The organism is Streptomyces sp. NL15-2K (assembly GCF_030551255.1).
Taxonomy (GTDB): domain Bacteria; phylum Actinomycetota; class Actinomycetes; order Streptomycetales; family Streptomycetaceae; genus Streptomyces.
In genome coordinates, this window is the sequence record NZ_CP130630.1 from 11,575,619 (window position 1) to 11,601,269 (window position 25,651).

25 protein-coding genes and 1 pseudogene are annotated in these 25,651 nt (G+C 68.6%); 19 read left to right on the forward strand and 7 right to left on the reverse strand.

Annotated features, from left to right (window positions below; all coding sequences use genetic code 11):
* The first annotated feature begins 26 nt into the window (after window positions 1-26).
* Both Q4V64_RS50580 and Q4V64_RS50585 read left to right on the forward strand, forming a co-directional pair.
* The gene (locus Q4V64_RS50580; protein ID WP_172629560.1) at window positions 27-1,562 is read left to right on the forward strand and encodes a bifunctional 3-(3-hydroxy-phenyl)propionate/3-hydroxycinnamic acid hydroxylase; all 1,536 of its coding nucleotides are present in this window, start codon (window positions 27-29) and stop codon (window positions 1,560-1,562) included.
* 41 nt (window positions 1,563-1,603) lie between these two features.
* The gene (locus tag Q4V64_RS50585) at window positions 1,604-2,542 is read left to right on the forward strand and encodes a VOC family protein (RefSeq protein WP_124444963.1); all 939 of its coding nucleotides are present in this window, start codon (window positions 1,604-1,606) and stop codon (window positions 2,540-2,542) included.
* Between the two features lie 45 nt (window positions 2,543-2,587).
* Here Q4V64_RS50585 and Q4V64_RS50590 read toward each other — a convergent pair whose 3' ends face one another.
* Entirely contained in the window at window positions 2,588-3,187 is a 600-nt protein-coding gene (locus Q4V64_RS50590; protein WP_124444964.1) for a TetR/AcrR family transcriptional regulator, read from the reverse strand.
* 114 nt (window positions 3,188-3,301) lie between these two features.
* Here Q4V64_RS50590 and Q4V64_RS50595 point away from each other — a divergent pair, with 114 nt between their 5' ends.
* Genes Q4V64_RS50595 through Q4V64_RS50610 form a run of 4 tightly spaced genes read left to right on the forward strand, consistent with a single transcriptional unit; the run spans window position 3,302 to window position 7,818 of the window.
* Complete coding sequence (locus Q4V64_RS50595) at window positions 3,302-4,321, forward strand: fumarylacetoacetate hydrolase family protein (RefSeq protein ID WP_124444965.1); 1,020 nt, start codon at window positions 3,302-3,304, stop codon at window positions 4,319-4,321.
* Between the two features lie 17 nt (window positions 4,322-4,338).
* The gene (locus Q4V64_RS50600) at window positions 4,339-4,917 is read left to right on the forward strand and encodes a cupin domain-containing protein (protein WP_124444966.1); all 579 of its coding nucleotides are present in this window, start codon (window positions 4,339-4,341) and stop codon (window positions 4,915-4,917) included.
* Window positions 4,914-6,857 carry an acetoacetate--CoA ligase gene (locus tag Q4V64_RS50605; RefSeq protein WP_124444967.1) on the forward strand — a complete coding sequence of 648 codons (1,944 nt, stop codon included), beginning with the start codon at window positions 4,914-4,916 and terminating at the stop codon, window positions 6,855-6,857. The genes Q4V64_RS50600 and Q4V64_RS50605 overlap by 4 nt, the downstream gene beginning before the upstream one ends.
* Window positions 6,858-6,864: 7 nt before the next feature.
* Entirely contained in the window at window positions 6,865-7,818 is a 954-nt protein-coding gene (locus tag Q4V64_RS50610) for a fumarylacetoacetate hydrolase family protein (protein WP_124444968.1), read from the forward strand.
* Window positions 7,819-7,824: 6 nt separating this feature from the next.
* On the opposite strand, the gene Q4V64_RS50615 is transcribed toward Q4V64_RS50610, so the two are convergent.
* Window positions 7,825-8,364: a MarR family transcriptional regulator gene (locus Q4V64_RS50615; protein WP_253267445.1), complete on the reverse strand. Its 540-nt coding sequence runs from the start codon at window positions 8,362-8,364 to the stop codon at window positions 7,825-7,827.
* Between the two features lie 123 nt (window positions 8,365-8,487).
* Here Q4V64_RS50615 and Q4V64_RS50620 point away from each other — a divergent pair, with 123 nt between their 5' ends.
* Together Q4V64_RS50620 and Q4V64_RS50625 are read left to right on the forward strand one after the other, a co-directional pair.
* Complete coding sequence (locus Q4V64_RS50620; protein WP_124444969.1) at window positions 8,488-9,972, forward strand: NAD-dependent succinate-semialdehyde dehydrogenase; 1,485 nt, start codon at window positions 8,488-8,490, stop codon at window positions 9,970-9,972.
* Window positions 9,973-10,015: 43 nt separating this feature from the next.
* Window positions 10,016-11,035 (forward strand): dihydrodipicolinate synthase family protein, encoded by a 1,020-nt coding sequence (locus Q4V64_RS50625; RefSeq protein WP_124444970.1) that lies wholly within the window; start codon window positions 10,016-10,018, stop codon window positions 11,033-11,035.
* A 161-nt stretch (window positions 11,036-11,196) separates the two neighbouring features.
* On the opposite strand, the gene Q4V64_RS50630 is transcribed toward Q4V64_RS50625, so the two are convergent.
* The 3 genes and pseudogenes from Q4V64_RS50630 to Q4V64_RS50640 form a co-directional block, all read right to left on the reverse strand.
* Window positions 11,197-11,322 (reverse strand): hypothetical protein, encoded by a 126-nt coding sequence (locus tag Q4V64_RS50630; protein ID WP_301184605.1) that lies wholly within the window; start codon window positions 11,320-11,322, stop codon window positions 11,197-11,199.
* A 63-nt stretch (window positions 11,323-11,385) separates the two neighbouring features.
* A pseudogene (locus Q4V64_RS50635) lies at window positions 11,386-11,538 on the reverse strand (IS110 family transposase); the annotation flags it as partial.
* A 297-nt stretch (window positions 11,539-11,835) separates the two neighbouring features.
* Window positions 11,836-12,384, reverse strand: coding sequence for a MarR family winged helix-turn-helix transcriptional regulator (locus tag Q4V64_RS50640; RefSeq protein WP_253267446.1), 549 nt, complete (start codon window positions 12,382-12,384; stop codon window positions 11,836-11,838).
* 145 nt (window positions 12,385-12,529) lie between these two features.
* On the opposite strand from Q4V64_RS50640, the gene Q4V64_RS50645 reads away from it, so the two are divergent.
* From Q4V64_RS50645 to Q4V64_RS50655, 3 genes are all read left to right on the forward strand, one after another.
* On the forward strand, window positions 12,530-14,017 hold the full coding sequence (locus tag Q4V64_RS50645; protein WP_124444972.1) for a carotenoid oxygenase family protein: 1,488 nt from the start codon (window positions 12,530-12,532) through the stop codon (window positions 14,015-14,017).
* Between the two features lie 106 nt (window positions 14,018-14,123).
* Entirely contained in the window at window positions 14,124-15,980 is a 1,857-nt protein-coding gene (locus Q4V64_RS50650; RefSeq protein ID WP_301184606.1) for an aldehyde dehydrogenase family protein, read from the forward strand.
* Between the two features lie 17 nt (window positions 15,981-15,997).
* Entirely contained in the window at window positions 15,998-16,618 is a 621-nt protein-coding gene (locus Q4V64_RS50655) for a nuclear transport factor 2 family protein (protein WP_253267447.1), read from the forward strand.
* A gap of 350 nt (window positions 16,619-16,968) precedes the next feature.
* On the opposite strand, the gene Q4V64_RS50660 is transcribed toward Q4V64_RS50655, so the two are convergent.
* Window positions 16,969-17,955: an ornithine cyclodeaminase family protein gene (locus tag Q4V64_RS50660; protein WP_124444974.1), complete on the reverse strand. Its 987-nt coding sequence runs from the start codon at window positions 17,953-17,955 to the stop codon at window positions 16,969-16,971.
* A 296-nt stretch (window positions 17,956-18,251) separates the two neighbouring features.
* On the opposite strand from Q4V64_RS50660, the gene Q4V64_RS50665 reads away from it, so the two are divergent.
* The gene (locus Q4V64_RS50665; RefSeq protein WP_301184636.1) at window positions 18,252-18,824 is read left to right on the forward strand and encodes a winged helix-turn-helix domain-containing protein; all 573 of its coding nucleotides are present in this window, start codon (window positions 18,252-18,254) and stop codon (window positions 18,822-18,824) included.
* Entirely contained in the window at window positions 18,740-19,306 is a 567-nt protein-coding gene (locus Q4V64_RS50670) for a transposase (RefSeq protein ID WP_303715851.1), read from the forward strand. Before Q4V64_RS50665 ends, Q4V64_RS50670 begins: the two co-directional genes overlap by 85 nt.
* A gap of 80 nt (window positions 19,307-19,386) precedes the next feature.
* On the opposite strand, the gene Q4V64_RS50675 is transcribed toward Q4V64_RS50670, so the two are convergent.
* On the reverse strand, window positions 19,387-20,316 hold the full coding sequence (locus Q4V64_RS50675; RefSeq protein ID WP_172628942.1) for a LysR family transcriptional regulator: 930 nt from the start codon (window positions 20,314-20,316) through the stop codon (window positions 19,387-19,389).
* Between the two features lie 148 nt (window positions 20,317-20,464).
* Between Q4V64_RS50675 and Q4V64_RS50680 the strand changes: the two genes are divergently transcribed.
* The 6 genes from Q4V64_RS50680 (at window position 20,465) to Q4V64_RS50705 (ending at window position 25,622) form a co-directional block, all read left to right on the forward strand.
* Window positions 20,465-21,658 carry a cytochrome P450 gene (locus Q4V64_RS50680; protein ID WP_124436800.1) on the forward strand — a complete coding sequence of 398 codons (1,194 nt, stop codon included), beginning with the start codon at window positions 20,465-20,467 and terminating at the stop codon, window positions 21,656-21,658.
* Complete coding sequence (locus tag Q4V64_RS50685; RefSeq protein ID WP_216377510.1) at window positions 21,658-21,993, forward strand: bifunctional 3-phenylpropionate/cinnamic acid dioxygenase ferredoxin subunit; 336 nt, start codon at window positions 21,658-21,660, stop codon at window positions 21,991-21,993. The genes Q4V64_RS50680 and Q4V64_RS50685 overlap by 1 nt, the downstream gene beginning before the upstream one ends.
* Complete coding sequence (locus Q4V64_RS50690; RefSeq protein ID WP_124436798.1) at window positions 21,990-23,171, forward strand: FAD-dependent oxidoreductase; 1,182 nt, start codon at window positions 21,990-21,992, stop codon at window positions 23,169-23,171. Before Q4V64_RS50685 ends, Q4V64_RS50690 begins: the two co-directional genes overlap by 4 nt.
* A gap of 49 nt (window positions 23,172-23,220) precedes the next feature.
* The gene (locus Q4V64_RS50695) at window positions 23,221-24,303 is read left to right on the forward strand and encodes an S-(hydroxymethyl)mycothiol dehydrogenase (protein ID WP_124436797.1); all 1,083 of its coding nucleotides are present in this window, start codon (window positions 23,221-23,223) and stop codon (window positions 24,301-24,303) included.
* The gene (locus Q4V64_RS50700; RefSeq protein WP_124436796.1) at window positions 24,304-24,933 is read left to right on the forward strand and encodes an MBL fold metallo-hydrolase; all 630 of its coding nucleotides are present in this window, start codon (window positions 24,304-24,306) and stop codon (window positions 24,931-24,933) included.
* A 185-nt stretch (window positions 24,934-25,118) separates the two neighbouring features.
* A complete protein-coding gene (locus Q4V64_RS50705) occupies window positions 25,119-25,622 on the forward strand; it encodes a flavin reductase family protein (RefSeq protein WP_124436795.1) in 504 nt (167 codons plus the stop codon).
* The last annotated feature ends 29 nt before the right edge of the window (window positions 25,623-25,651 follow it).

A 25,651-nucleotide genomic window follows, 5' to 3' on the forward strand; every position in this document is an offset into this window, starting at 1 on the left:
GTACCCGAGCCGCAAAGGGAGTTCAGGTGTCACAGGACTGCGAAGTCATCGTTGTAGGTGGTGGACCCGTCGGGGTGATGGCCCTCGCCTTGCTGGGCCATGCCGGTGTACGGGCCGTGGGGATCGAACGCGAGCCCGAGCTGTGGGAACAGGCGCGGGCCGTGCACTTCGACGGTGAGACCGTGCGTTCCTTCCAGGCCATGGGGCTGGGGGAGGAACTTTCCGCCCGGATCAAGCCGATGTGCGACTACCGTATGGAGAACGAGGCCGGCGAGACTCTGGTGGCCCATGCCACGGGGCAGATGGGACCTCAGGCATGGCACTCGGAGGTCCTGTTCCACCAGCCTGAGGTAGACGCGCTGCTGCGCGCCGAAGTCGAGCGGCTCGCCGATGTGGAACTCCGGCTCGGTACTACGCTGCTGGACATCCAGCAAGGTGCCGGCTCAGTCCGCTGCACCGTCCGTACGCCGGACGGGACGACACAGACGCTCACCGCGCGATGGGTCATCGCCTGTGACGGTGCCACCTCGACCGTCAGGCGCACGCTCGGGGTATCCGGCGAGAACCTCGGCACCGACGATCAGTGGCTCGTCGTCGACGGACACCTGCGCGGGACGGCGGGCATCAAGGGTGACATGGTCTTCCTCGGCCGGCACACCCGTCCCGCGCTCTGGATCAGGCTCCCGGGTGACCGGGTGCGCATGGAGTTCAAAGTCCTCCCCGAGGACGACCGGGAGGAGATCGCCACACCGGCGGGCATCGCCCGGTTGAGCCGAGGGGTTCTCACACCGCAGAACTTCGAGCCCGACCGCATCGCCGTCTACACCTTCCGCGCGCGGTTGGCCACGTCGTGGCGGGTCGGCAATGTGTTCCTCGCGGGCGACGCCGCCCACCTGGCACCTCCGCTGTTCGGCCAGGGACTGTGCGCCGGCCTGCGTGACGTGGCCAACCTGGTGTGGAAGATCCGGCTCGTCTCGCGTGGCAGAGCCCGCGAGTCCCTGCTCGACACCTACGAGTCCGAACGCAAGGACCACGCCAGGTACTGGGTCCAGCAGGCGGCGACGATGGCCGGACTCGTCCAGACCACCGACCCCGTGATGGCCGCCCAGCGGGATGCGCACATCCGTGCCAACCCGGCCGACGGTTACCCGCCGGCACCCGCCCTGGGCCCGGGTGTGCACACGGGCCCGGCCGACCCGCACGCCGGACGTATTTCGATGCAGCCGATGCTGTCCGACGGGACACGGCTCGACGACCTCGTGGGACGCCGGTTCCTGCTCGCGGCCACGCCCGAACTGACGGCCGGGCTGCCCGATCCCGTACGCAAGGCGCTGGAGGCGGAGCCCGAGGTGGCCGTACTGACCTCCCCGCAGCACGTCGGCCAACTGCTCACCTCGGTCGAGGCCCCTGCCGTCCTGGTCCGTCCCGACCGCTATGTGCTCGGGACGGCGCACACCCCCGAAGAGCTCGAAGCGCTGCTCCGATTCCTGCCTCTCGCAGGCGCCACGGAACCCCGGCGCGAGATGAGTCCACCGCAGCAAGAGAACATCCCGCAGGTCTGACCCCGCGCGTGCACACACTGTTTCACCCACAGGAGTTCACCATGCACGACCAACCCATCACCCACCTTCGGCACGTCGACATCGCCGTTCAGGACTACGACAAGCAGGTCGCCTTCTACGAGCAGCAGTGGGGGCTGACCAAGGCCGGCACCGACGGCGATGTCACGTACTTCGCCGCCGAGGGCTCGCCCGAGCAGTACGTCGTCCGCGTCCGCCGCTCCCAGGACAAGCGCCTCGACCTGGTCTCCTTCGGCGCTGCCGACCGCGCCGCGGTGGACGGCCTCGCCACCCGCCTCGCCACCGACGGCGTGAAGCTGGTCAGCGAGCCGGACACGCTCCAGACGCCCGGCGGCGGCTACGGCTTCCGGTTCTTCGACGTGGAGGGGCGCACCGTCGAGATCTCCGCGGAGGTCGCCGCCCGTACCCACCGCAAGGTCGAGGAGCGCGAGGACATCCCGGTGCGGCTGTCCCACGTCGTCCTCAATTCCCCCGAGCCCGAGCGCATGATGGCCTTCTACGAGAAGTACCTGGACTTCCGGCTCACCGACACCAACGTGCATCCCCAGCTCGGCGGGATCATGTGGTTCCTGCGCTGCAACCCGCAGCACCACAGCATCGCGATCGCCCGGTGTCCCCATGTATCGCTGCACCACGCGTCCTTCGAGATGCGCGGCCTGGAGGAGTACATGCGCGGCAGTGGCCGCCTGATGCGCGATGGCGTCCACAAGGTCTGGGGGCCCGGCCGGCATCGCGCCGGCGACAACACCTTCACGTACTTCCATGACCCCAACGGCAACACCATGGAGTACACCACAGAGCTGGAGATCCTCGACGAGGACACCTGGCATCCCCACCTGTACAGCACCGAGGACCCGGAGACCTCGGACGTGTGGGGGACTTCCAACCCGATGAACGAGTTCGTGTCCAGGGAGATGTTCAACGACCCCGACCGGGGATTGTTCATCCCACCGCCGGTGTGACCGCGCTGGCGACTGAGGCGCACTCGGGACGCCGCCGGGGAGGGCTCAGGATTCCCCGTCCGGTGACGGATGGGCTTCCAGGCCGCGGATCCCCAGGTCCACGAGCTGTTCGGCGAGGGCGTCGTCGAGCGGGCTGACGCCGAAGAGGAGATGGAAGTAGACCGGTGCGTAGAACAACTGGGCTGCCGACTTCGGATCGAGGTCGGACCGGAAGACCCCTTCGTCGATTCCCCTGCGCATCAGCTTCTCGACGGCCGCGGCGCGCTCCTGCCAGAACCGCTCGCGGAAGTTGGCCATCGTCTCGGGGTCGTACTGCCCCTCGGCGATGATCTGGGCGACCAGCTTGCCCTGCGGGCCGGCGTAGCGGGAGATCAGCGACTTGAGGTGTGCCAGGAGGGCGTCGCGCACCGGCACCCCTTCGGGGATGCGGGTGTGCGCCAGGTGGTTCTCCATGAAGGCGTCGATGACGACGGCGGCCTTGTTCGGCCACCACCGGTAGATCGTCGCCTTGCTGACCTTGGCCCGCTTGGCGATCGCCTCCATGGTCAGCTTCTGCACCGTGGTGGCGCGCCGGCCGTCGCGCACAAGGAGGTCCATGGTCGCGTCGAGGATCGCGCGACGACTCAATTCGCTTCGTACAGCCACGGAGTCAAGTTAACCCACGCACGGCCTCATTCCCCAATGTCAGCGCAGGATCGACAAGCGGATAAGCCTGCCATACGATACGAAACGTTTCGAATAGATGAAGGAGTTGCACACATGAAGCTCGGTCGGATCTCAGTACCTTCTCCCGACGGCGACCAGATCAGGATCGTCGCCGTGCGGCCCGACGAGGGCAGGGTCATCGACCTGGCCAGGGCTTACGCCCTGGGCAGGCAGGCCGAGGGCGCGACGCCGGACGCGGCCCGCCGACTGGCCGCGGCCCACTTCCCGTCGAGCATGGCGGCCGCCATCGCCGCCGGGTCGGCGTTCCTCGACGCCGCCCACTGGGCCGTGGACCAGGCCGCCGACGACGCCTCACTGCCGATCGACGGGCTGTCCTGGGTGGCGGCCGTCGACCCGCCGGTCATCCGTGACGGACTGACCTTCCCGGCACACATGAAGGGATTCCACGACAGGGTGGGCGGCGGACTGCCCAACCCCCAGTTGTTCAAGACGCCCGGCTACTTCAAGGGATCCACCGGAGTGGTCTACGGCCACGACGAGGAGATCCCCTACCCGAGCTACTCCGATTACGTCGACTACGAACTGGAGATGGGCCTCATCGTCGGAGCCGCGGGCAGCAACCTGACCCCCGACGCCGCCCGCGCCCACCTGTTCGGCGTCACGATCTTCAACGACTTCAGCGCGCGCGACGTCCAGGGTTACGAGATGGCCATGAGCATGGGCCCGCAGAAGTGCAAGGACTACGCGTACGGCATCGGTCCGTGGATCACGACCGTCGACGAGCTGCCCTCCACCGACGGGCTCAAGGGCGTCGTCCGCGTCAACGGTGAGGTCTGGAGTGAGACCACTGCCGAGGGAATGATCTACACGCCGGAAGAAATGCTCGCCTACGTCTCCATCAACGACAGGCTTCAGCCCGGCGACCTGATCGGCTCCGGCACCCTGCCCAACGGCTCCGGCCTGGAGCTCGACCGGCGGCTGTCGCTCGGAGACGTCATCGAACTCGAACTGGAAGGCGTCGGTGTCCTGCGCAACCGACTGAGCGCCGAGCCGGACAAGGCCCCCTGGTGGCCCGAGCCCCGCCCGTACCCCTTCGGTACGCCGGCGAACTGACGACGGGACCGACAAAGATGACCAACCCGCACGCCGTCAAGCCGATACGGCGCATCGTCACCGGCCACACCGCCGACGGCCGCTCCACCGTCATCAGCGACGGCCCGGCCCCCAACGTCTTCGTGTCCGACTCCGTCAAAGGGTTCGGCGCGATCGTCCCCTGGCAGACCGAACCGGGCGATGTCAGCAACGACGGCAACCAGGACGCGGCCTCCGCCGACGTCCAGGTGCCGATGCACCCCAAGCCCGGAGGAACGGTCTTCCGGATCGCGAGCTTCCCGCCCGACAGCGCCTACACCGACGCCGCCGCCGACGCCCTTTTCGACGACATCGACGGCGAGCACGCCCGCGACGCCGCCCAACACACCTTCGGCGGCCGCCACTTCTGGTTCCACCGCACCGACAGCCTGGACTACGCCCTTGTCCTCGAGGGTGAGATATGGCTGCTGACGGACGAGGGAGAGACCCTCGCCAGGGCCGGTGACGTGATCATCCAGCGAGGCACCAGCCACGCCTGGTCCAACCGCAGTGACACGACCTGTCGCGTGGCCTTCGTCCTCATCGGTGCCCTGCCCGTAGACATCGCTGTCTCATGAGCACCGCGCAGGACATTCTGTGGATGCCCAGCAGTGCCCGGCGGGACGGCAGCGAACTGGCTCGCTACCGCCGTGGGCTGAAGGACTACGACGGCGGTGCCGACTACCTTGATCTCTGGCGCTGGTCGACGCGAGACCTGGGCCGGTTCTGGGAGTCCGTCGCCGAGTTCGAGGACGTACGACTCGGTGGTATCCCGACCGGTCCGGTGGCTCCGCGGGAGATGCCCGGAGGTACGTGGTTTCCCGGCCGTACCGTGAACTATGCCGAGCATGTGCTGCGCCGCTGCCCGGGCGAGGCGCTCGTCGTCGTGGACGACGACGGCACGTCCCACAAGCTCTCGCGAACCGAACTCCGCAGCCAGGTCGCCGCCGTCTCCGCCGCGCTGCGCCGGATGGGTGTGGCCCACGGCGACCGAGTGGCCGCCGTCCTGCCCAACCGCGCGGAGGCCGTCGTGGGGCTCCTCGCCTGCGCGGCGGTGGGGGCCGTCTGGTCGGTGTGCTCCCCGGAGTTCGGCGCGGACGGGGTGACCTCCCGGTTCGCCCAGCTGGCGCCCAAGGTGCTGCTGCTCACGGACGGCTACCACTACGGCGGACGGACGCACGAGCGCACGGACGAGATGCGCACCCTGCTCGACCGGCTGCCGTCGGTGGAGCACGTGCTCTGGGTGGATCACCTCCACCCCGGAAGCCTGCCCACGGTGGACCGCCCCGTGTCGCTCTGGGGCACGGTCGCCGCAGGAGGAGGCGAGCCGGAGTTCGACGAGCTGCCCTTCGACCACCCGCTGTGGGTGCTGTTCTCATCCGGTACCACCGGGGCACCCAAGGGCATCGTGCACGGCCACGGAGGTGTCCTCCTGGAACACCTCAAGGTCCTGCGGCTGCACTCGGACCTACGGGTGGGCGACCGCTATCTCACCATCGCCAGCACCAGCTGGGTGGTGTGGAACATGCTGGTCTCCGGACTCGCGGTCGGAGCCACGATCGTTCTGCTGGACGGAAACCCGGTCCGCCCCGACCTGGGGCGCGTCTTCCGCGTCGCGGACGAACACGAGGTCGACACGCTCGGTGTCAGCGCCGGTTATCTGCACGCCTGCCTGAAGTCCGGCCTGGCCCCTGAAACCGGGGCGCTGCGGACGGTGCAGGTGACCGGATCACCGCTGTCCACCGACGGTTTCCGTTGGGTCTACGACCGGCTCGGCAACGTGTGGCTGACTTCCATGAGCGGCGGCACCGACGTGTGCTCGATCTTCGTCGGCGGAGCCCCCACGCTGCCCGTCCGCGTGGGCCGCATCCAGGCGCCCGCCCTGGGCGTCTCCGTCGAAGCGTGGGACGAGGACGGCAAGCCCGTGGTCGGCGAGCGGGGCGAGCTGGTGATCACGCAGCCGATGCCCTCGATGCCGCTCCGCTTCTGGGACGACTCCGACGGCCGGCGTTATCGGCAGAGCTACTTCTCTGTGTATGCCGGAGCCTGGCGGCACGGGGACTTCATTGAGTTCGAGCCCGATGGCAGCAGTGTGATCCATGGCCGCTCGGACTCCACCCTGAACCGGCAGGGCGTGCGCATGGGGCCCGCGGACATCTACCGGGTCGTCGAGGCGCTCCCCGAGGTGCGCGAAGCCCTCGTCGTGGGCGCCGAACTGGGCGAAGACGCCTACTACATGCCGCTGTTCGTCGCCCTCCAGGAGAACACCGACCCCGAAGCGGTGGCGGAGCGCATCAACCAGGTGATCCGGGAGGAGCTGTCACCGCGGCACGTGCCCGACGAGGTCGTGCCCATGCGCGGGATCCCGCACACCCGCACGGGAAAAAAGATCGAGGTGCCGGTCAAGCGCTTGCTTCAGGGAGCTTCCCTGAACGACGTCGTGGACCTGGGCGCGGTGGACGACAGCGCACTGCTCCAGGAGTACGCGGAGTTCGCCCACACTCGCCGGACAAAATGAGGAAACCATGAGCCCGACCCCCTTCTCGCTGGGAACGTTCGCCGACGGACAGTCCGGTCCGTTCCCCGGCATCGTCGTGAACGACAGGGTGTACGACACCCTGACCGTCCTGCCCGCGGCTACGAACACGTCGCTCCTGCTGGCCGACTGGGACGCATCGCAGGAAGCGCTCCAGTCCCTGGCCGACGCACCCGAGGGCGACGGGCGGCCGGTCGGCGAGCTCACGGTGCTCGCCCCGGTCCAGCCACCGGGCCAGATCTTCGGCGCCGGAGCCAACTATCGCGAGCACGTCATCCAGATCACGGTGGCGCACCGCCTGGGAAAGGCGGACGCCACCGAGGAGGAGCTGCGCGAGCAGGCCGCCCGGGAGATGGACGAGCGTGCCGCGCACGGCGAGCCCTACGTGTGGGTGGGCGTCCCGTCCGCGATCAGCGGCCCGTACGACGACGTGATCCTGCCCTCCCTCGGTGAGAACCATGACTGGGAACTCGAGCTGGGCGTGGTCATCGGGCGCCAGACACGCGAGGTGAGCCGTGACGAGGCACTGGACCACGTCGCCGGGTACACCATCTGCAACGACCTTACGACGCGCAGCCTGGTGCCCCGCCCGGAGATCCCGATGATGGGCACCGACTGGATGCGGGCGAAGAACCAGCCCACGTTCTACCCCACGGGCCCCTACCTCGTGCCGGCGCGCTTCGTGCCCGACCCGCAGGACCTGGACATCACGCTCCGGCTCAACGGCAAGGTCATGCAGAAGGGCAACACCAACGACATGATCTTCGGAATCGCCGCTCTCATCTCATACATCTCGCACCGGGTGACGCTGCAGCCGGGCGACATGATCATCACTGGTTCTCCGCAGGGCAACGGCTCGCACTACGGCCGGTTCCTGCAGGCGGGCGACGTGATGGAGAGCGGGATCACCGGACTCGGCGCGCAGCGGAACCTCTGCAGGTAGCAGCCATCATGTCCGTTGCTTGACCTCGAACTGCAGCGAGTGGGTGGTGAGCTTCTCCAGCAGTGCGATCAGCGTCCGCTGTTCGTCCGCGCTGAGCGAGCCCGCCCATTCCTGTTCACGTTCGTTGTGCGCCTGGAAAGCCGTGGTGATCGCGTGCAGACCGCTCTCGGTGAGGCTGAGGTTGACCGCGCGTCCGTCGTGCGGGGCACGCGCCTTGGTGACGAGACCGTCCCGCTCCAGCGTGTTCACCAGCGCCGACACGGCCGCACGACTCATGCCGGACAGCTCCGCGACCTTCTTCGCCTCGACGGGGCTCGACAGCCAGATCGCGAACAGCACGCGGAAGCCGGGCCACGACCATCCGCGGGGCCGGTGGACGGTTGATTCCAGGTCGTAGACCAGCATGTTCGCGGCGCGGTGGAGGGTGAGCACCAACCGCATCGCCAGGGGATCGACGCCCGGAAGCTCACGGCTCGCGCGGCTGATCGCATGATCGATGAACGACCAGAAATTCAGGTCCTCGTTGTCCGGGTGCTCGTGGTCCACACCAGGAGTGTAGGCCGGACGGCCGATCTTCCTCCGGCCCGCCTTCGCAGCCGGACTCTGCCGCGTACCGCGCCCCGTTTTCCGAAACGTATCGAATGTCCCAGGGACAAGAGGAAAGCCTTTATGAGCACCAAGACCGCTGCCGCAGAAGTCCTCAGCGAGAAGTCGCTCTTCCAGGAGTCGGCCTATGTCGACGGACGCTGGGTCAGTCACGGGGAGTCCGGGCGGTTCTCCGTCGACAACCCTTCCACGGGCGCGACGATCGCGGATCTGCCGTCCATGAGCCGGGCCCAGGTGGCCGATGCCATCACGGCGGCCGGCCGCGCGCTCCCGGACTGGCGCGCCCGGTCCGGCAAGCAGCGGGCCCAGGTCCTGCGCCGTTGGTTCGAGCTCGTGACGGAACACGCGGAGGATCTCGCTCGCCTGATCACCCTGGAGGAGGGCAAGCCCCTCGCGGAAGCACGTGGCGAGGTGGCGTACGCGGCGTCGTTCATCGAGTGGTTCGCCGAGGAAGCGAAGCGCGTGCGCGGCGACATCTTCCCGGCCCCCGACCCGTCACGCCGCGTCCTCGTACTCAAGGAGCCGGTCGGCGTGTGCGTCGCCATCACACCCTGGAACTTCCCGGCGGCCATGATCACGCGCAAGGCCGCGCCGGCCCTCGCCGCCGGATGCACGATGGTCGTCAAGCCGGCCGCCCAGACGCCGCTGACCGCACTCGCGCTCGCTGAGCTCGCCGAACGCGCCGGCGTCCCGGCGGGCGTCCTCAACGTCGTCCTGGGCAAGGCCCGTGAGATCGGTCCGGAGCTGACCGGCAACCCAGCGGTGCGCAAGGTGAGTTTCACCGGCTCGACCGAGGTGGGACGCCTCCTGCTCACCGAGTGCGCGCAGACGGTGAAGAAGGTCTCGATGGAGCTCGGGGGCAACGCGCCGGTCCTGGTCTTCGACGACGCCGACCTTGAGGCGGCCGTCGAGGGCGTCCTCGCCAGCAAGTACCGCAACACCGGCCAGGCGTGCATCAGCGCGAACCGGGTCTACGTCCAGTCCGGCATCTACGACCGCTTCGCCGAGGAAATCGCCAAGCGAGTCAGCGAGTTGACTGTCGGCGACGGTTTCGAACCCGGCGCGGAGCAGGGGCCGCTGATCGATGCCGCCGCCGTCGACAAGGTCCAGGAACACATCACCGATGCCACCGGCCACGGCGCACGCGTCCTGTGCGGCGGGTCGGGCCACGGGCGTGGGGGGTTCTTCTTCCAGCCGACCGTGCTCGCCGACGTGGCCCCCGGTATGAAGATCACGCGGGAGGAGACGTTCGGTCCGGTCACCCCGCTCATCCGGTTCGTCGACGAGGCGGACGCGATCCGCATGGCCAATGACACCGAGTACGGGCTCGCGGCCTACGTCTACAGCCGCGACGCCGAGCGGATCTGGCGGGTCTCCGCAGCGATCGAGGCGGGCATGGTCGGCATCAACTCGGGGCTGATCTCCAACGAGGTCGCACCGTTCGGCGGCATCAAGCAGTCGGGCCTCGGGCGTGAGGGCTCGGTCCACGGCATCGACGAGTACCTGGAGATGAAGTACCTCTCCTGGGAAGGCGCGGGTGCCCGGTAGACCTCCACGGACTCAACGCACACGACGAACGAAAGGGACAGGCATGTCCGCATACACCCGTGCCGAGGCACGTGGCTGGGCCCGCGAGAAGCTTGTCGGCGCGGTCAACTGCACCATCCCCTCGTTCACCGGCGACCTGCGGGCCGTCAATGAGCGAGCCGTCCGCCACGACATCCGCCTCGCCAAGGAGCATGGTTTCATCGGCACCCTCGGTGTCTCCGAGATCAGCATCACCCTCGACGAGTACCTGGAGTTCCTCCGCATCTCCAAGGACGAGGCCGGCGACAACTTCTACGTTGTCCACCACGCGAGCTGGAACGACCTCGAGCAGAACCTCGAAGCGGTCCGTGGTGCCGAAGCGGCGGGAGCGGACCTGGTGCTGCTGGCCTACCCGCCCAACTTCTACCCGGAGTCCGAGCAGGAGATCTACGACTACACCAAGGCGGTCTGCGAGGCCACGAACCTCGGGATCATCCTGTTCCCGATGACCATCTGGAACTTCGGCGCTCGCATCCACCCCTCCGATCTCCCGACCCGGCTGATCCGCCGTCTGATCGACGACATCCCCAACATCGCGGTCATCAAGGCCGAAGGCGGATACCCCAACATCCAGAGCGCCGTCGAGTGCAACCGGCTCTTCGGCGACGAGGTGGTCATATCGGTGCCGATCGAGGGCGATCTGATCCCTCTCTCGCAGGTGATGCCCATTCAGTTGTCGGCAACCAGCGACCACGAGTACTTCGGCCCGATGATCCCGCGCGTCATGCAATTGCTGCGCGACGGGAAACATGACGAGGCGACGGCGATCTACTGGCAGCTGCACCCCGCCCGCAAGACCAAGGCCGCACTGTTCGGGACCCTGCACGGTGGGTCGGTCCTCAACCGCCAGGCCTGGAAGTTCCAGGGCTGGCTGCAGGGGTACAACGGGGGACCGCTCCGCCAGCCGACGATGCGCCTCCAGGACAGCCAGATGGCCGCCCTGCGCAAGGGACTCGTGGACGCCGGCCTGGAGCCGAGCATGGATCCCATCCGTGAGTTCTTCACTGGACGCAACCGGGCCTGAGCTTGATCTTCAACTGCGCCGGGGCACCTGACCTGCTGATCTCGTCGTCCTCGTGAGACAGCAGTACGGCCGTTCTTCACCCGTCGACATATCGAACAAGGTCGCGTGGAGGACGGCCGCTGTGCGGAGTCTGGCTTGTGCAGGTGCCGTTGACGCCGCGCTTAGCGGTCGTGGCCGACGACGGAGTGCTCCGCCGGCGTCGTGCGCGGGGAGGCGACACCCGCGCCGCCGTCCACGATCGACCGGGTCGTCCACATCGTGCGCGACGAACCGGAAGTGCCATACACGCTCTCAGTCTGGCGTGGCTGGCCGAGCTCAGCGCGCATGCCCTCCCGTACTGCTTTTGCTCGTCAAGCCGCCAAAGCGATTGGCGGCGCTGGCGGGTTGCACCGCCAAACGCGCAGGAGGGCCCAGACGACGTTGACACGGCGGCGAGCGAGGGCGAGGACCGCCTGGCTGTGACGCCTGCCCCCGGCGGGCTTGCGATCGTAGAAACGCCGTGAATCCTCGCAGTAGCGGATGCTGACCAGACGGAGTCGCCGAAGCCGGCAAGGCGGCCAAGGGTGCCGATGACAGCCATGTCGCCGCCATGAGCAGCCAGGAACTCTGCACCGAGGATGACGCCCCGGCCGGGCATGCTGGTGATCACCTCGAAGGATGGGTGGTCGTAAAATCGGACCTCGATGAGCCTTTCCACCTCGGCGATCTGCTGGTTGAGGACAATCACCTCCGTCGCCAACGTGTGCACCAGCTGAGCAGTCAGCTCCTTTCCGCCGACCGACACCCCTTCGCTGGAAACGTCACTGCGGCGGAACGAGCCGTCGCTGTCGTTCGGTGAGCGGCTGGGGCTGGTGCCGGGAGACCTTGGCGAGCAGGCGCGTGAGGGTGAGCTCCTCGTCGGGGGTCAGGTGTTCCAGCCAGCTCTTCTGGCGATGAGCGGTCCACCAGTGCAAAAACTCGTCGATGACGGTCTCGCCCTGCTCGGTGAGGGCGATGACGAGCATGCGTCCGTCGTCGGGCTGGGGTGTTCGGGTGAGGAGGCCGGCCCGTTCCAAGGTGTGCAGTGCCGAGGTGACGCTCGCGGTGGAGATGCTCAGCAGGTCGGCGAGTCTGCGCGGGGACATCGGACCGTCGTACTTGAGCGTGGTCATCAGCCGGAAGCCGGCGAAGGTCAGCCCGGCGGGGCGGGCGAAGTTCGTTTCGATGTCGCGTTCGATCTTCTTCGCGACCCGGACCAGGTTGAAGCCCACCGACGTGGATGCCAGGTGCGGGTCGACGTCGGGCAGGTCGAAGCCGGAGGCGGCGGCCAGACGTTCGCCGTGGCGCTGCGCGGCCGGATCTTGTGTCACGAGCACCACTCTGCCTTCGTCACCAGCACCCTCACAAGGGACTCACACTTCATTTCCTGCCCGCCAGTGTCTTGACATATCGGTTTCGGGAGCCTTCTACTGCACTTCAAGTCGCTAGAAGTCTAGCAATCTCCGGAGGTCTTCCATGACAGCGCCGTCCACGCCCTCCCCCAGCCGCACGGGCATGCGGTTCCCCGACCAGCCGGTGTACTCGGGCTGGTCGACCCCCTCGCGCATCGAGGCCGACATCTTCGAGATCGAGGCCGACGGGGAGATCCCCCGCGACCTGCGCGGCCGCTACTACCAGATCGCTCCCGACCCGGCCTTCCCCAACCGCACCGGCGACGACCTCCCCTTCAACGGCGACGGCATGCTGCGCATGTTCACCTTCGCCGACGGCCACGTCGACTACCGCAGCCGCTACGTGCAGACCGAGAAGCTGAAGCTGGAACGCGCCGCCCGCCGTTCGCTGTTCGGCGCCTACCGCAACCCCTACACCGACCACGTCACCGTGGCGGGCAAGAACCGGGGGGCGGCGAACACCAGCGTCGCCTTCCACGCCGGGAAGCTCCTGGTCCTGAAGGAGGACGCCCGCCCCACGCGACTCGACACCGACTCCCTGGAGACCTACGGGGAATGGGACTTCGACGGTGGGGTCAGCAGCCCGACCTTCACCGCCCACCCCCGCGTCGACCCCGTGACAGGTGAGATGTTCGCCTTCGGATTCGAGGCGAAGGGCCTGGCCAGCCGGGACATCGCGTACTACGTCCTCGACGCCCACGGCAGGGTCCTGCACGAGGTGTGGTTGGAGGCCCCGTACACCAGCATGATCCACGACTTCGTCGTCACCCAGGACTATGTGATCTTCCCGGTGATGCCCAACGCCGCCGACCTCGACCGGCTCAAGGCGGGCGGGCCGCACTGGCAGTGGGACCCGTCCAGGGAAACCTGCCTCGGAGTGATGCCGCGCTACGGCACCGCCGACCAGGTCCGCTGGTACCGCGGCCCGGCCCGGTTCGCCTACCACTTCTTCAACGCCTACAACGAAGGCACCACGATCCACATCGACGGCTGTGTCGCAGAGGCTCAGCCGGCCCCGTTCCTGTACCCCGACACGCTCGTGTATGACGTCACCAAGGGCGTGTCACGGATCACCCGCTGGACGGCCGACTACGCGGCCGACGACGGCAAGGGCTTCGAAGAGCAGGTACTGCAGCCGGAGTTCGCCGAATTCCCGCTCATCGACGACCGGGTGGAAACGGGCCGGCACCGCATCGGGTTCACGGGGGCGCGTGTCATCGGTGACGAGCACAAGAGCGCTGACGGCATACAGTCCCTCAACACGATCATCCGCTATGACTTCGACAAGCAGCAGGCCACCGGCCAGTACGTCCTGCCCGAACACTTCACCTTCCAGGAGCCGGTGTTCGTGCCCCGCAGCGACGACGCGCCCGAGGGCGACGGTTATCTCCTGGCCCTGGCCAACAACTGGACCACGATGCTGAACGACTTGCTCATCCTCGACACCGCCGATCTGGCCGCCGGTCCTGTGGCCACTCTCCATCTCCCCCTCCGCCTGCGCAGCGGCATCCACGGGACCTGGGTCCCCGAGCACCTCATCCAGGCCGGCTGATCCGGCGGAACGGCGAAGACCGTCTCTACGCGGTCCAGGATCCGGCCGCACACGAGCATTACCTGCGGGGCCGCTTCCGCACCTGTGAGGACCCGGTTACGCGTTCTTGGCCCTGACCCCATTCCCGCGTGACGGGCCGGTCGACAGGATGCCGACCGCCACCGGGCGCCGGCCGTGGCGGCCTGCCCTGATCCACTCGAAGGTGGACGCCCCCGGATACCAGCCGCTGAACACGCACATCTTCGACGAGGACGGCGACCACCTCGACTCGGACACCGCCTTCGCGGTCAAGTCGTCCGCGGTCCGCACCTTCATCTCCCGCACGGCCGACGGCCCCCGGCCGTCCCGCCGGCGTCCGCGGCCCGTGGTTCTCGGTCGCGTACGACCTCGTCCCGACACCGTCGCGGCCCTCGCAACCCACCACCATCAAGGAGCAGTAGCGCCGATGGACACCATCAGCACCAACCGACCCCAAGCCGTCCCCCCGGCCGCGATCGCGTCGGAGCCGGACGACGGCACCCAACGGCTGCTCATCGGCGGCCAGTGGAGGGCGGCCGAGGGCGGCCGCACGACCTTCACCCTCAGCCCCATCACCGAGGAGCCGCTGGGACCCGTCGCGGCGGCGTCGCGGGCCGATGCCGCCGCAGCGGTGGAGGCGGCCCGCGCGGCGTTCGACAGCTGGTCGCACACATCTCCCGCAGAACGGCGAGCGATCCTCTCGCGCGCGGCAGACCTGCTGGAGGAACGTGCTCCCTCGATCGCCGCCACCATGACCGAGGAGAACGGCGCCGCAGCCTCCCGGGGCCACTTCAACGTCCACGTCGCCGTCGGAATCATGCGCGAGGCAGCCGTACAGGCCTACGGCCTGATCGGCGAGGTGCTGCCCTCCGACGTCCCCGGGCTGCGGGCCACGGCCGTGCGCCAGCCCGTGGGTGTGGTCGTGGGCATCGCGCCGTGGAACGCCCCGCTCATCCTCGGTGTCCGCGCCATCGCGTGGGCCCTGGCCTACGGCAACACCGTCGTCCTCAAGGGATCCGAGGAGTCGCCCCGTACACACGGCGCGATCGTCGCCGTCCTGCGCGACGCCGGCATGCCCGACGGCGTGGTGAACCTGATCACCAACGCGCCCGAGGACGCCGCCGAGATCGTCGAAGAGCTGGTCGTCCACCCGAGCGTCGGCGCCGTGAACTTCACCGGCTCCACCCGGGTCGGCCGGATCATCGCCCAGAAGGCGGCCACCCACTTCAAGCGGACACTGCTGGAACTGGGCGGCAAGGCGCCGCTGATCGTCCTCGACGACGCGGATCTCGACGCCGCCGTGGGCGCGGCATCCTTCGGCGCCTTCATGTACCAGGGCCAGATCTGCATGTCGACCGAGCGGATCGTCGTCGACCGGTCCGTGGCCGATGCCTTCACCGAGCGACTGGCCGCCCGTGCCAAGGCCCTGGTCACCGGCGACCCGAGGAACCCGGACACCCAGGTCGGCCCCGTCATCAACCGCCAGTCCCTCGGCCACCTGCGCGCCCTCCTGGACGACGCGGTTCAGCGCGGTGCGCTGATCGCCGCCGGTGGCGGCTTCGACGGCCTGGTCCACCAGCCCACCGTCGTCACCGGCGTCACCCCCGAGATGCGTCTGTACCACGAGGAGTCGTTCGGCCCCGTGGTGAGTGTGGTCGTCGCGGACGGCGTGGACGACGCCGTCCGCATCGCGAACGACACCCCCTACGGCCTGTCCAGCGCGGTGTTCGGCAAGGACGAATCCCGTGCCACGTCCGTGGCCGGAAGGCTGCACACCGGCGTCGTCCACGTCAACGGCGCCACCGTCCACGACGAGGTGCTGATGCCCTTCGGCGGCGTCGGCGACAGCGGCTGGGGCCGCTTCGGCGCACGCGCGGCATTGCACGAGTTCACCGATCTGCGCTGGGTCACCGTCTCCCAGCAGCCGCGCCACTACCCGATCTAGCAGGGAGATTTTCGCACGTGGAGAATCTGATCGATCCTGAGACGGCGGAGCGCCTGGCGATCCGCGAACTGCTCGAGAACTGGGTGCTGTGGCGGGACGCGGCCGACCGGGACCGCTTCCGCGAGGTGTGGCACCCTGAGGGCCGGATGATGGCCACCTGGTTCCAGGGCACCGGCGACGAGTTCATCCACGTCAGCCGCGAGGGCTTCGACCGAGGCGTGCGCATCCTGCACTTCCTCGGCGGCACCACCGTCGAAATCGGCGGCAGCCGGGCGGTGGCACAGACCAAGATGACCATCTCCCAGCGTGGCCAGGTCGAGGGTGTCGAGTGCGACGTGGTGTGCACCGGCCGCTTCTACGACTTCCTTGCAAAGCACGACGGACGATGGACCATCGTGCTGCGCCAGCCCATCTACGAGAAGGACCGGCTGGATCCCGTCAGTATGGGCACCAGCCCCGATCTCGACCCCGACCTGCTCGCCGCGTTCCCCGAGGGCTACCGGCACCTCGCCTACCTCCAGAGCAGGATGGGCTACCCGGTCAAGCCCGACATGCCCGGACTGACCGGACCCGAAGTCAAGGCACTGTACGCCCGAGGAACGGCCTGGCTCGACGGCTCGGAGCCCCCGCTTCCGTAGTACCGCCGATTACCGCCACACCGGTGCCGGACGACGAGCAACCTCGTGGCGGCGGATGCGGTATCCGCGGAGCGGCCGACGCCATCGGGGGGCTCAGCTACACCCGTCGAAAGCGGGAGGGGCACTTCGGTGATGCCTGGGCGGCCTTGCTCGCGGCTAAGGGTAAGTACGACCCGCACAACTTGCTTTCCCAGTCGCGCCCCGTGTTCTTGCGGGCTATCCCCTGAGACGGGTGACATCACGCACGAGGCCACGTCGGCGTCGGCGAGTTCGGACCGCGCCCGGGGGGCAGCTCTGCGGCTACCACCCCCGGGGGCCGTAGTCGCCCGGCTCAAAGGGCTGATGACCGTTCAGTGTTCTTGGAAGGCACGGCTGACTCGGGCGTCCAGAGACACACCAGCGCCCCGTTCGCCCGCGAGACGCGCGCACAGTGCCGCCACGGTCAGATCCTGCAGAGCGGACCCGACCGACTTGTAGAGCACGATGTCATCGGTTCTGGTCCGGCCCGGTGCGCGACCGGAGACCACGTCGGCGAGAGAAACGAGCTTGTCGGTGAACTCCAGGCCCTCCGCCCGTGCGGCGATGAAGTCGCCGGTCTCGTGGGCGACTTCGTCGACAAGGTCGCACACCACGACATCCGCGCGGTCGATGGCGACAGGGTCGAGTTCACGCTGCTCGGGCAGCGTCGACCCGATGGACACGACTGTCGTACCCGGCTTGAGCCACCTGCCGCGAACGGTGGGCGTCTCGTCCCGGGACCGGGCGGCGCACAGCACCAGATCCACGCCGTCGACCGCGTCCTCGGGCGCCTCGGCGGGGACCACCTCGGCCGCCAGGTCGGTGAACGACCCGGCGAACCGGGCTCGGCTGGCCGGGCTCGGGCTGTAGACCCGTACGAAGGTGAGCTCCCGCGTCGCGGCCAGGGCCCGAAGGTGATTCGTCGCCTCGAACCCCGAGCCGATGACGGCGACCGAGAGCGGCCTTCGCGGTGCCAGGAACCGGACGGCGAGGGCCGAGGTCGCCGCGGTACGGAAGCCCGTGATCGACCGGCCGTCCAGCAGGGCGACGAGCTCGGTGGTCTCGAGGTCGAACAGCGCCACGAGGTAGGCGCCCCTGCGCTTGCCGTTCGACACGGCGATGAGCTTGGCTCCCATCACACCGCTGCTCGGCAGTATCCCGCTGAGGGTGCGCATCCACTCCTCCTCGCCCCTGGCCATCGTCCGCGGGGGAAAGTGTGCTTCGGAGACCGGAGCGGCGTAGGCCTCGTGCAGAGCCTTCAGCGCGGACTCCCAGTCGAGCAGGGAACGGACGTCGTCGTCGGTGAGATACACGGCCATGGGGATGCTCCTTGCGGGTGAGCCGGTCGACCGGAGGAAGGGGGCGCGCGACAGGCCGAAACACGCCATCTCCTCGCGCGCATGGGCTCATTGACGGCGGGGCCGAGCAGATCGCGGGGGATCCGGTGGGCACGAGTCGGGCGACCGGCCCACTCTACTCGATGCGGTACGTATCGTTTCGATTCGTGCTCACATTACTGACTTCAGCTCGTTGGGGTGAATCTTTGCGAAGCCCCTGAGTGGGTGTGGGTGGGCGGCTGTATCCGTGTGGTGTGAGATATGCGGATGGGGGCGGGCTGACCCCTGCGGGACGTCGGCGCCGGGAGTCGGTTCGGATGCAGGCGGCCGAGTTGTACGAGCAGGAGATCAAGCCGTCGGAGGTCGCACGGCGGCTTCGGGTGAGTGTGAAGTCGGCTTACCACTGGCACCAGTTGTGGCGGGACGGCGGTCGTAAGGCTCTGGCTTCCCGCGGCCCGAGCGGATCACGTTGCCGGCTGTCCCCGCGCTGTCTGGAGAAACTGGCCGCGTACCTCGATGAGGGCCCGGCCGCCCACGGCTGGGTGGAGGACCAGGTGTGGACTGCCGCCCGGGTGGCCACGCTGATCGGCAGGAAGTTTCACGTCTCCTACAGCGTCTCCGGCGCCACGAGGCTGATGCACCGGCTCGGCTTCAGCCCGCAGGTCCCCGCACGCAGAGTCGCCGAGCGCGACGAGCAGGCTGTGACCGCCTGGAAGGAGGCGACCTGGGCGGAGGTAAAAGGGCCCGGGCGGCCTGCGGGGGCTACATCTGCTTCGAGGACGAAGCAGGGTTCACCCGGAAGCCGCCACGGGGACGAACCTGGGGCCGGCGAGGGCGCACCCCGGTCGTGACCGTCAGCGGACGACGCTCGGGGCGTCTGTCGGTGGCCGGGCTGATCGCGATACGGCCGGGCTCGCGCACCCGGCTGTGCCACCGGCTGCGCACCCACCGAGCGGGCGGCAGCGCACGCCGCAGCATGGGCGAGCGGGACTTCATCGCACTCATCGACGGTGTCCACCAGCTCGTCAAGGCGCCGATCGTGCTGGTCTGGGACCGGCTCAACACCCACGTCTCCCACGCCATGCGCGAGCTGACCGCCGAGCGGGAGTGGCTGACGGTGTTCCTGCTGCCCGCCTACTCGCCGGACCTGAATCCCGTCGAGTGGGTGTGGGCGCACGTCAAGCGCAGTCTGGCCAACCTCGCCGTGGTCGCGCTCGACCGGCTCGAAGCCCTCGTACGAAACCGGCTCAAACGCCTCCAGTACCGGCCCGACACCCTCGACGGCTTCATAGCCGGCACCGGCCTGACCCTCAACGAACCCACGTCACCTTGACGAGCCGAAGTCAGTAAGTGGCGGCCGCACTGTCCGCAATCCCGTGCGCGCTGGCTACGCCGAGATTTCCCCGAAGAGGATCATGTGTGATCCCCGACCGCCGGCCGCACCGGTCCGTCCGCAAGGGCCCGGCGGCAGAAGTCGGCGAACGCCTTGGCTCGTCTGGTGAGGTTGGCGCGGGCGGGCCAGGCGAGCAGCACGGGCATGTCCGGCACCTCCTCCCGGATCTCGCACTCGGCCAGCGGTACGCCCTCGTGGCTGATGCCGGAGGCGGGCCGCTGGATCAGAAGTGAGTAGCCGAGGCCCCGGGCCACCAGGGACCGCACCGTCTCGAAGCTGCTGGTCGTGTGCCGGATCACCGGTCGTATGCCGAGTGAAGCGAGCAACTCCGTGAAGTAGTGCCGACTCGGCGGGTTGTCGAGCATGACCATCGGTTCGTCCGCGAGGTCGTGCAGGCTCACCGGCGCCTGTCCGGCCAGTGGGTGCGCGCGGGGCAGGAGCAGATGCGGCCTGGTGATGTACAGCGTCTCCTGCTGGATGCCCGGCTGCAGGTCGAGGTCGTACAGCAGGGCCATCTCGCAGCTGCCGTCGAGAAGTTTCTCCTGCAGTTCCACCTGAGTGCCCTCCGCGAAGCTCAGCCGCACCGTCGGATGCTCGGTGGCGAAGCCCTCCAGGACGCCGGGCATCAGGAACGGGGCCAGGGTCGTGTAGCAGCCGACCGTCAGGTTTCCGGAGAGCTCCCCGCCCAGGTTGCGTGCACTGGAGACCAGTTCGTCCGCGTGGGCTAGCAGCGGGCGCGCGTCGGCGAGCACGGCCAGGCCGGCCTGAGTGATCGTCAGCCCTTTGGCCTGGCGGCGCATGAACAGCTGGACGCCGAGGGTGCGCTCGAGCTCGCTGACGGCCAGGGCGATCGTCGACTGGGAGATGTGCTCGCGTGCCGCGGCGCCCGCAATGGTTCCGGCCTCGGCCGCCGCCACGAAGAACCGGAGCTGGCGCAGTGAGAGCGTCATGGTCCATACCTCAGGATTCCTGTGGTTGTTGTCGGCGCATTGCTGGATTCCAGAGTATTCCGTGCTCAGGCGGCGTACCGCACAGTCGTTGCAGCCCGATGCGGCCGACATCCCCTGTCCGGATGTCGCCGACACGTGAGGAGCCGCAATGCCCATCGCACGCAATCTCACCAGCAAGGACCTCTACGCCGATCCGTATCCCGTCTACCGCGAACTCAGGGACGACGAGCCCTGGGCCTGGTCGGACGGGCTCGGTCTGTGGCTCGTCAGCCGCTACGAGGACGTCGTCTTCGTCGACGAGCACCCCGAGATCTTCACCGCGCACCAGGAGAACTCCCTCGCCGAACGCACCATGGGTCTGGTCATGATCCGAACCGACGGCGACGCCCACCGCAGGCTGCGCTCGGCGGTGGACGGCCCGCTGAAGCGTCGCAACGTGCGTCAGCAGTGGTCGGCGGGGCTCACCTCGCACGCCACGGAACTCGCCGCGCGGTTGGCCGAGAAGCCGGAGTTCGACCTGGTGACGGACTTCGCGGCGCCGTTCGCCGCTCAGGCGCTGATGCGGACGGCGGGGCTGCCCGACGTGACCACCGAGCAGGTGGTCGAGTGGTCGCGTGCCTTCATCGCGGGTCTGGCCAACCACGACGACGACCCCGCGGTCTGGGAACGGGCCGGACGCGCCAGGGCCGAGGTGGGGGAGCTGGTCCGCGAGGCCGTCGCCCGCGTGACGGCCGCACCGGACCACACCGTGATCTCCGCGATGGTGCACGCCGAACTCGCCGAACCGCTGTCGGCCGAGGAGATCGCCACTCAGGTGCGTCTGATGATCTCAGGCGGCTTCAACGAGCCCTGGCACGCGCTGGCCACCCTGGTCTGGCAGCTGTGTGAACAGCCTCAGCTGCGCGACCGCGTGCTGGCCGACTCCGAGGCCCTCGACGCGGCCATCGAGGAGACGATGCGCTGGCTGACCCCCGTCGGAGCCTTTCCGCGCCAGCTCGCCGTCGACCACACGGTGGGGGACGTGACCTTGCGGGCCGGGGACAAGCTGCTCGCGCTCGCCGCGTCGGCCAACCGGGACGACCGGAAGTTCGCCGCACCCGACGCCTTCGACATCGACCGTCCCGAACTGTCGGACCACCTGGCCTTCTCGCTAGGCGCCCACTACTGCCTCGGCACCTATCTGGCACGGGAGCAGCTCCGCACCGCGGTGCCCGCACTGTTCAACTCGCTCACCGGGCTGCGCGTCACCAGCACTCCGAACCTCGTCGGCTGGATGTTCCGCGGACCGGAATCGGTCCTCATGCGTCACGACGCCCAGGGCGTGAAGGGAGCGGCACAGTGATACAGCTCTGTCCGATCGCGGATCTCACCCCCGGTGTGGTCACCCGGATCGTCAGGCCCGACGTGCCGGTTCCGCTGGCACTCGTCAAGGTCGGCGAACGTGTCTTCTGTATCGACGACACCTGCTCCCACGAGACCGCCTCGCTGTCCGACGGCTGGCTCGACGGCCATGAGATCGAATGCCCGCTGCACGAGTCACGTTTCGACCTGCGCACCGGCAGGCCCGACTGCCCGCCCGCGCGGCGGCCCATCCGTACCCACGTCGTGCAGGTCGTCGACGGCATGGTGTGCGTCGACGCAACGTCGTTGGCTCCGACCGCGGAGACCGCGCGATGACCACGATCGCCGTCGTCGGCACCGGACTGGCGGGCGTCAGAGCCGCCGAAGCCCTCCGCGCCGACGGCTACGACGGGCGTCTCGTGCTGGTCGGCGAGGAAGCCGCACAGCCCTACGACCGGCCTCCGTTGTCCAAGCAGGTCCTGCTGGGCAAGTGCGAGAGCCAGGACATCGCGCTGACGGACGATGACCTGCGTGCCGTGCTCGACGCCGAATGGCTGCTCGGTACCCGCGCCACCGCTCTCGATCCGGCCTCACGGGCGCTCACCCTCGCCGACGGGCGAAACCTGCACGCGGACGGTGTGGTCATCGCCACGGGAGCCCGCGCTCGCACACTCCCCGGAATGCCGCGGCTGCGTGGGGTGCACACCCTCCGCACGCTCGATGACGCACACCGATTGCGCGAGGACCTGTCCCGGCCCGGCCGGGTCGTCGTGGTGGGAGGCGGGTTCATCGGCGCGGAGGTCGCCTCCTCGGCGCGTGCCCTCGGACACGAGGTGACCATTGTCGAGTACGAACAGAAGCCGCTGCTACGTCAGTTGGGTCCCGACGCCGCCGGCATCCTGGGTCGCCTGCACACGGACCACGGGGTCGCTCTGGTGACCGGCGTGGCTGTCACGGGCCTCGTCGGCGAGGACGGGGTGCGAGCGGTGGAGTTGTCCGACGGCCGCTCCCTTCCCGCGGACGTGGTGGTCGTCGGCGTGGGAGCCGTGCCCAACACCGAGTGGCTGACGGGTTCCGGTGTCGCCTGCGACAACGGCGTTCTCACGGACGAGCGGTGCCGGACCACCGTGCTCGGGGTCGTCGCGGCGGGCGACGTGGCCGCGTACCGCTGCCGCGGCGGGCGGCTGCGCATCGAGCACTGGACCAACGCGCGGGACATGCCGGTCATCGCGGCCGGATCGCTGCTGGCCACGTTGCGAGGGCAGGACCCCACGGGACAACCGGTCCACGACCCGCTGCCCTATGTGTGGTCGGACCAGTACGGCGTCCACCTCCAGATCGCCGGCCGACCTGGCGTCGACGACGTGCTCGAACTCGTCTCGGGCTCGTTCGACGACAGCTTCGCAGCCGTGTACCGGCGCGACGGCGAGATCTCCGGCGTCCTCGCGGTCGACAGCCCAAGGGAGTTCGGACGGCTGCGGCGGGATCTCCGCAGCGCCTGGAGCATCCGGTAGCCCAGTCGACGCGTCGCCGACCCACTCAACTTCCCAGAGGAACACAGATATGTCTCATGAAGTCCGCGCTGTCCTGGCCCGGAGCAAAGGCGCCCCTGTCTCGGTGGAGACCGTCCTGGTGCCCGACCCCGGACCGGGGGAGGCCCTGGTGCGGGTGCAGGCCTGCGGGGTGTGCCACACCGACCTGCACTACCGGGAGGGCGCCATCGGGGACGACTTCCCCTACCTGCTCGGCCACGAGGCCGCGGGAGTCGTCGAAGCGGTCGGTGAAGTCGTCACCGACGTCGTCCCCGGTGATTTCGTCATCCTCAACTGGCGGGCGGTGTGCGGGCGATGCCGTGCCTGTCGGCGCGGCCGGCCCTGGTACTGCTTCGACACGCACAACGCACGGCAGAAGATGACGCTGAAGGACGGCACGGAGCTGGCCCCCGCCCTCGGTATCGGGGCCTTCGCGGAGAAGACCCTCGTGGCCGCCGGCCAGTGCACGAAAGTCCCCCAGGTCCGGCCCGAAGCGGCCGGCCTCCTCGGCTGCGGGCTCATGGCCGGACTGGGAGCCGCGCTCAACACCGCACCCGTCAGCAGGGGACAGAGCGTCGCGGTGATCGGCTGCGGCGGCGTCGGCGACGCGGCGATCGCCGGTGCCCGACTCGCCGGAGCGGCCAGGATCATCGCAGTGGACATCGACGACCGGAAGCTGGCCCTGGCTGAGACCTTCGGCGCCACACACACCGTCAACTCCCGCGACACCGACCCCGTGACGGCGATCCGCGAGCTCACTGGCGGGCACGGAGCGGACGTGGTGATCGATGCCGTCGGCCGTCCGGAGACGTACCAGCAGGCCTTCCACGCCCGAGACCTGGCCGGGACCGTCGTGCTGGTGGGGGTCCCGACGCCGGACATGAAGCTGGAGCTGCCGCTGCTGGACGTCTTCGGCCGCGGTGGGGCGCTGAAGTCCTCCTGGTACGGCGACTGCCTGCCCTCGAGGGACTTTCCGATGCTGGTCGACCTGTACCGCCAAGGGCGACTGGACCTGGACGCTTTCGTCACCGAAACGATCACCCTCGACGAGGTGGAGAAGGCCTTCGAGAAGATGCACTCAGGTGAGGTGCTGCGGTCCGTGGTGGTGCTCTGAGTGGCCGCACGAGTCGAACACGTCGTCACCACCGGAGAGTTCACCCTCGACGGCGGTACGTGGGAAGTGGACAACAATGTCTGGATCGTCGGGAACGACGAGGAGGCCCTCGTCATCGACGCCTCTCACGACGCGGACGCGATCGCCGCAGCCGTCGGGGAGCGTCGACTGACCGCGATCGTGTGCACGCATGCGCACAACGACCACATCAATGCCGCCCCGGCGCTCGCCGCCCGCACCGGTGCACCGATCCTTCTGCACCTGGACGACCGCATCCTGTGGCGGAACGTCCACCCGGACAGATCCCCGGACGGTTACCTTTCCGACCGGCGTCGGCTCACAGTCGCCGGTACGGAACTCATCGTGCTGCACACGCCCGGCCACAGCCCTGGGGCCATCTGTCTGTACGCGCCGGACCTCGGCACCGTCTTCACCGGCGACACGCTCTTCGCCGACGGCCCGGGGGCCACCGGGCGGTCGTTCTCGGACTTCCCCACCATCATCCGTTCGATCCGCAGCGAACTCCTGCCCCTGCCGCCGGACACCCGGGTGCTCACCGGGCACGGAGCGACCACGACCATCGGGGCCGAGGCTCCGCAGCTGGAGGAGTGGATCGTCCGCGGCCACTGAATTCTCCGCTCCGGTCTTCCCAGGAGCGGTCGGCACAGGTACCGTCCAAATAATCAAAGCTTTGATTACATGCTTTGACCAGGATCTTGCCCGCTTCGTCCCCGGCCCTGCTGGGGCCGGCGCCGCCCCTCCCCGGCCTTGTGCCAGAGGGCACAGTCGGCGAATCGACTCAAGGAGTCCTCCTCATGTCCCGAGCCCTTGCCCCTCCCAGCCCCGGCGCCTTGCGCGCCTGCATGTCCCGGTTCACCACCGGCGTCACCGTCGTGACGTACGCGGGCGAGGATGGTCCCCGGGGCGCGACCATGAACTCCTTCACGTCCGTCTCCGCCGATCCCGCGCTGGTGCTCGTCAGCGTCGCCCGACGCGCCCGCTGCCACGACCAGCTGATCGACAGCTCCTTCTGCGTCAACATCCTCGGCGCCGAACAGGAGCCGCTGGCCCGGCTGTTCGCCGGGGCACAGGGCGCCACAGAGCCCCGCTGGGCGACCGCGGCCCGGGTGCCCCGCCTCACGAACCCCCTGGCATGGGTGGAGTGCGAGCCGTGGCAGGCGTACGACGGCGGAGACCACACCCTCCTCGTCGGCCGCGTCACCGACCTCGGCCACCGCGACGGCGACGCCCTCACTTACGCCTGGAGCCGCTTCGGCACCGCGGCCGAGTCCACCGACGGCATCGAACACCTCATCTGAACCCGCCCCCTGCCGCTGATCACCTCCAC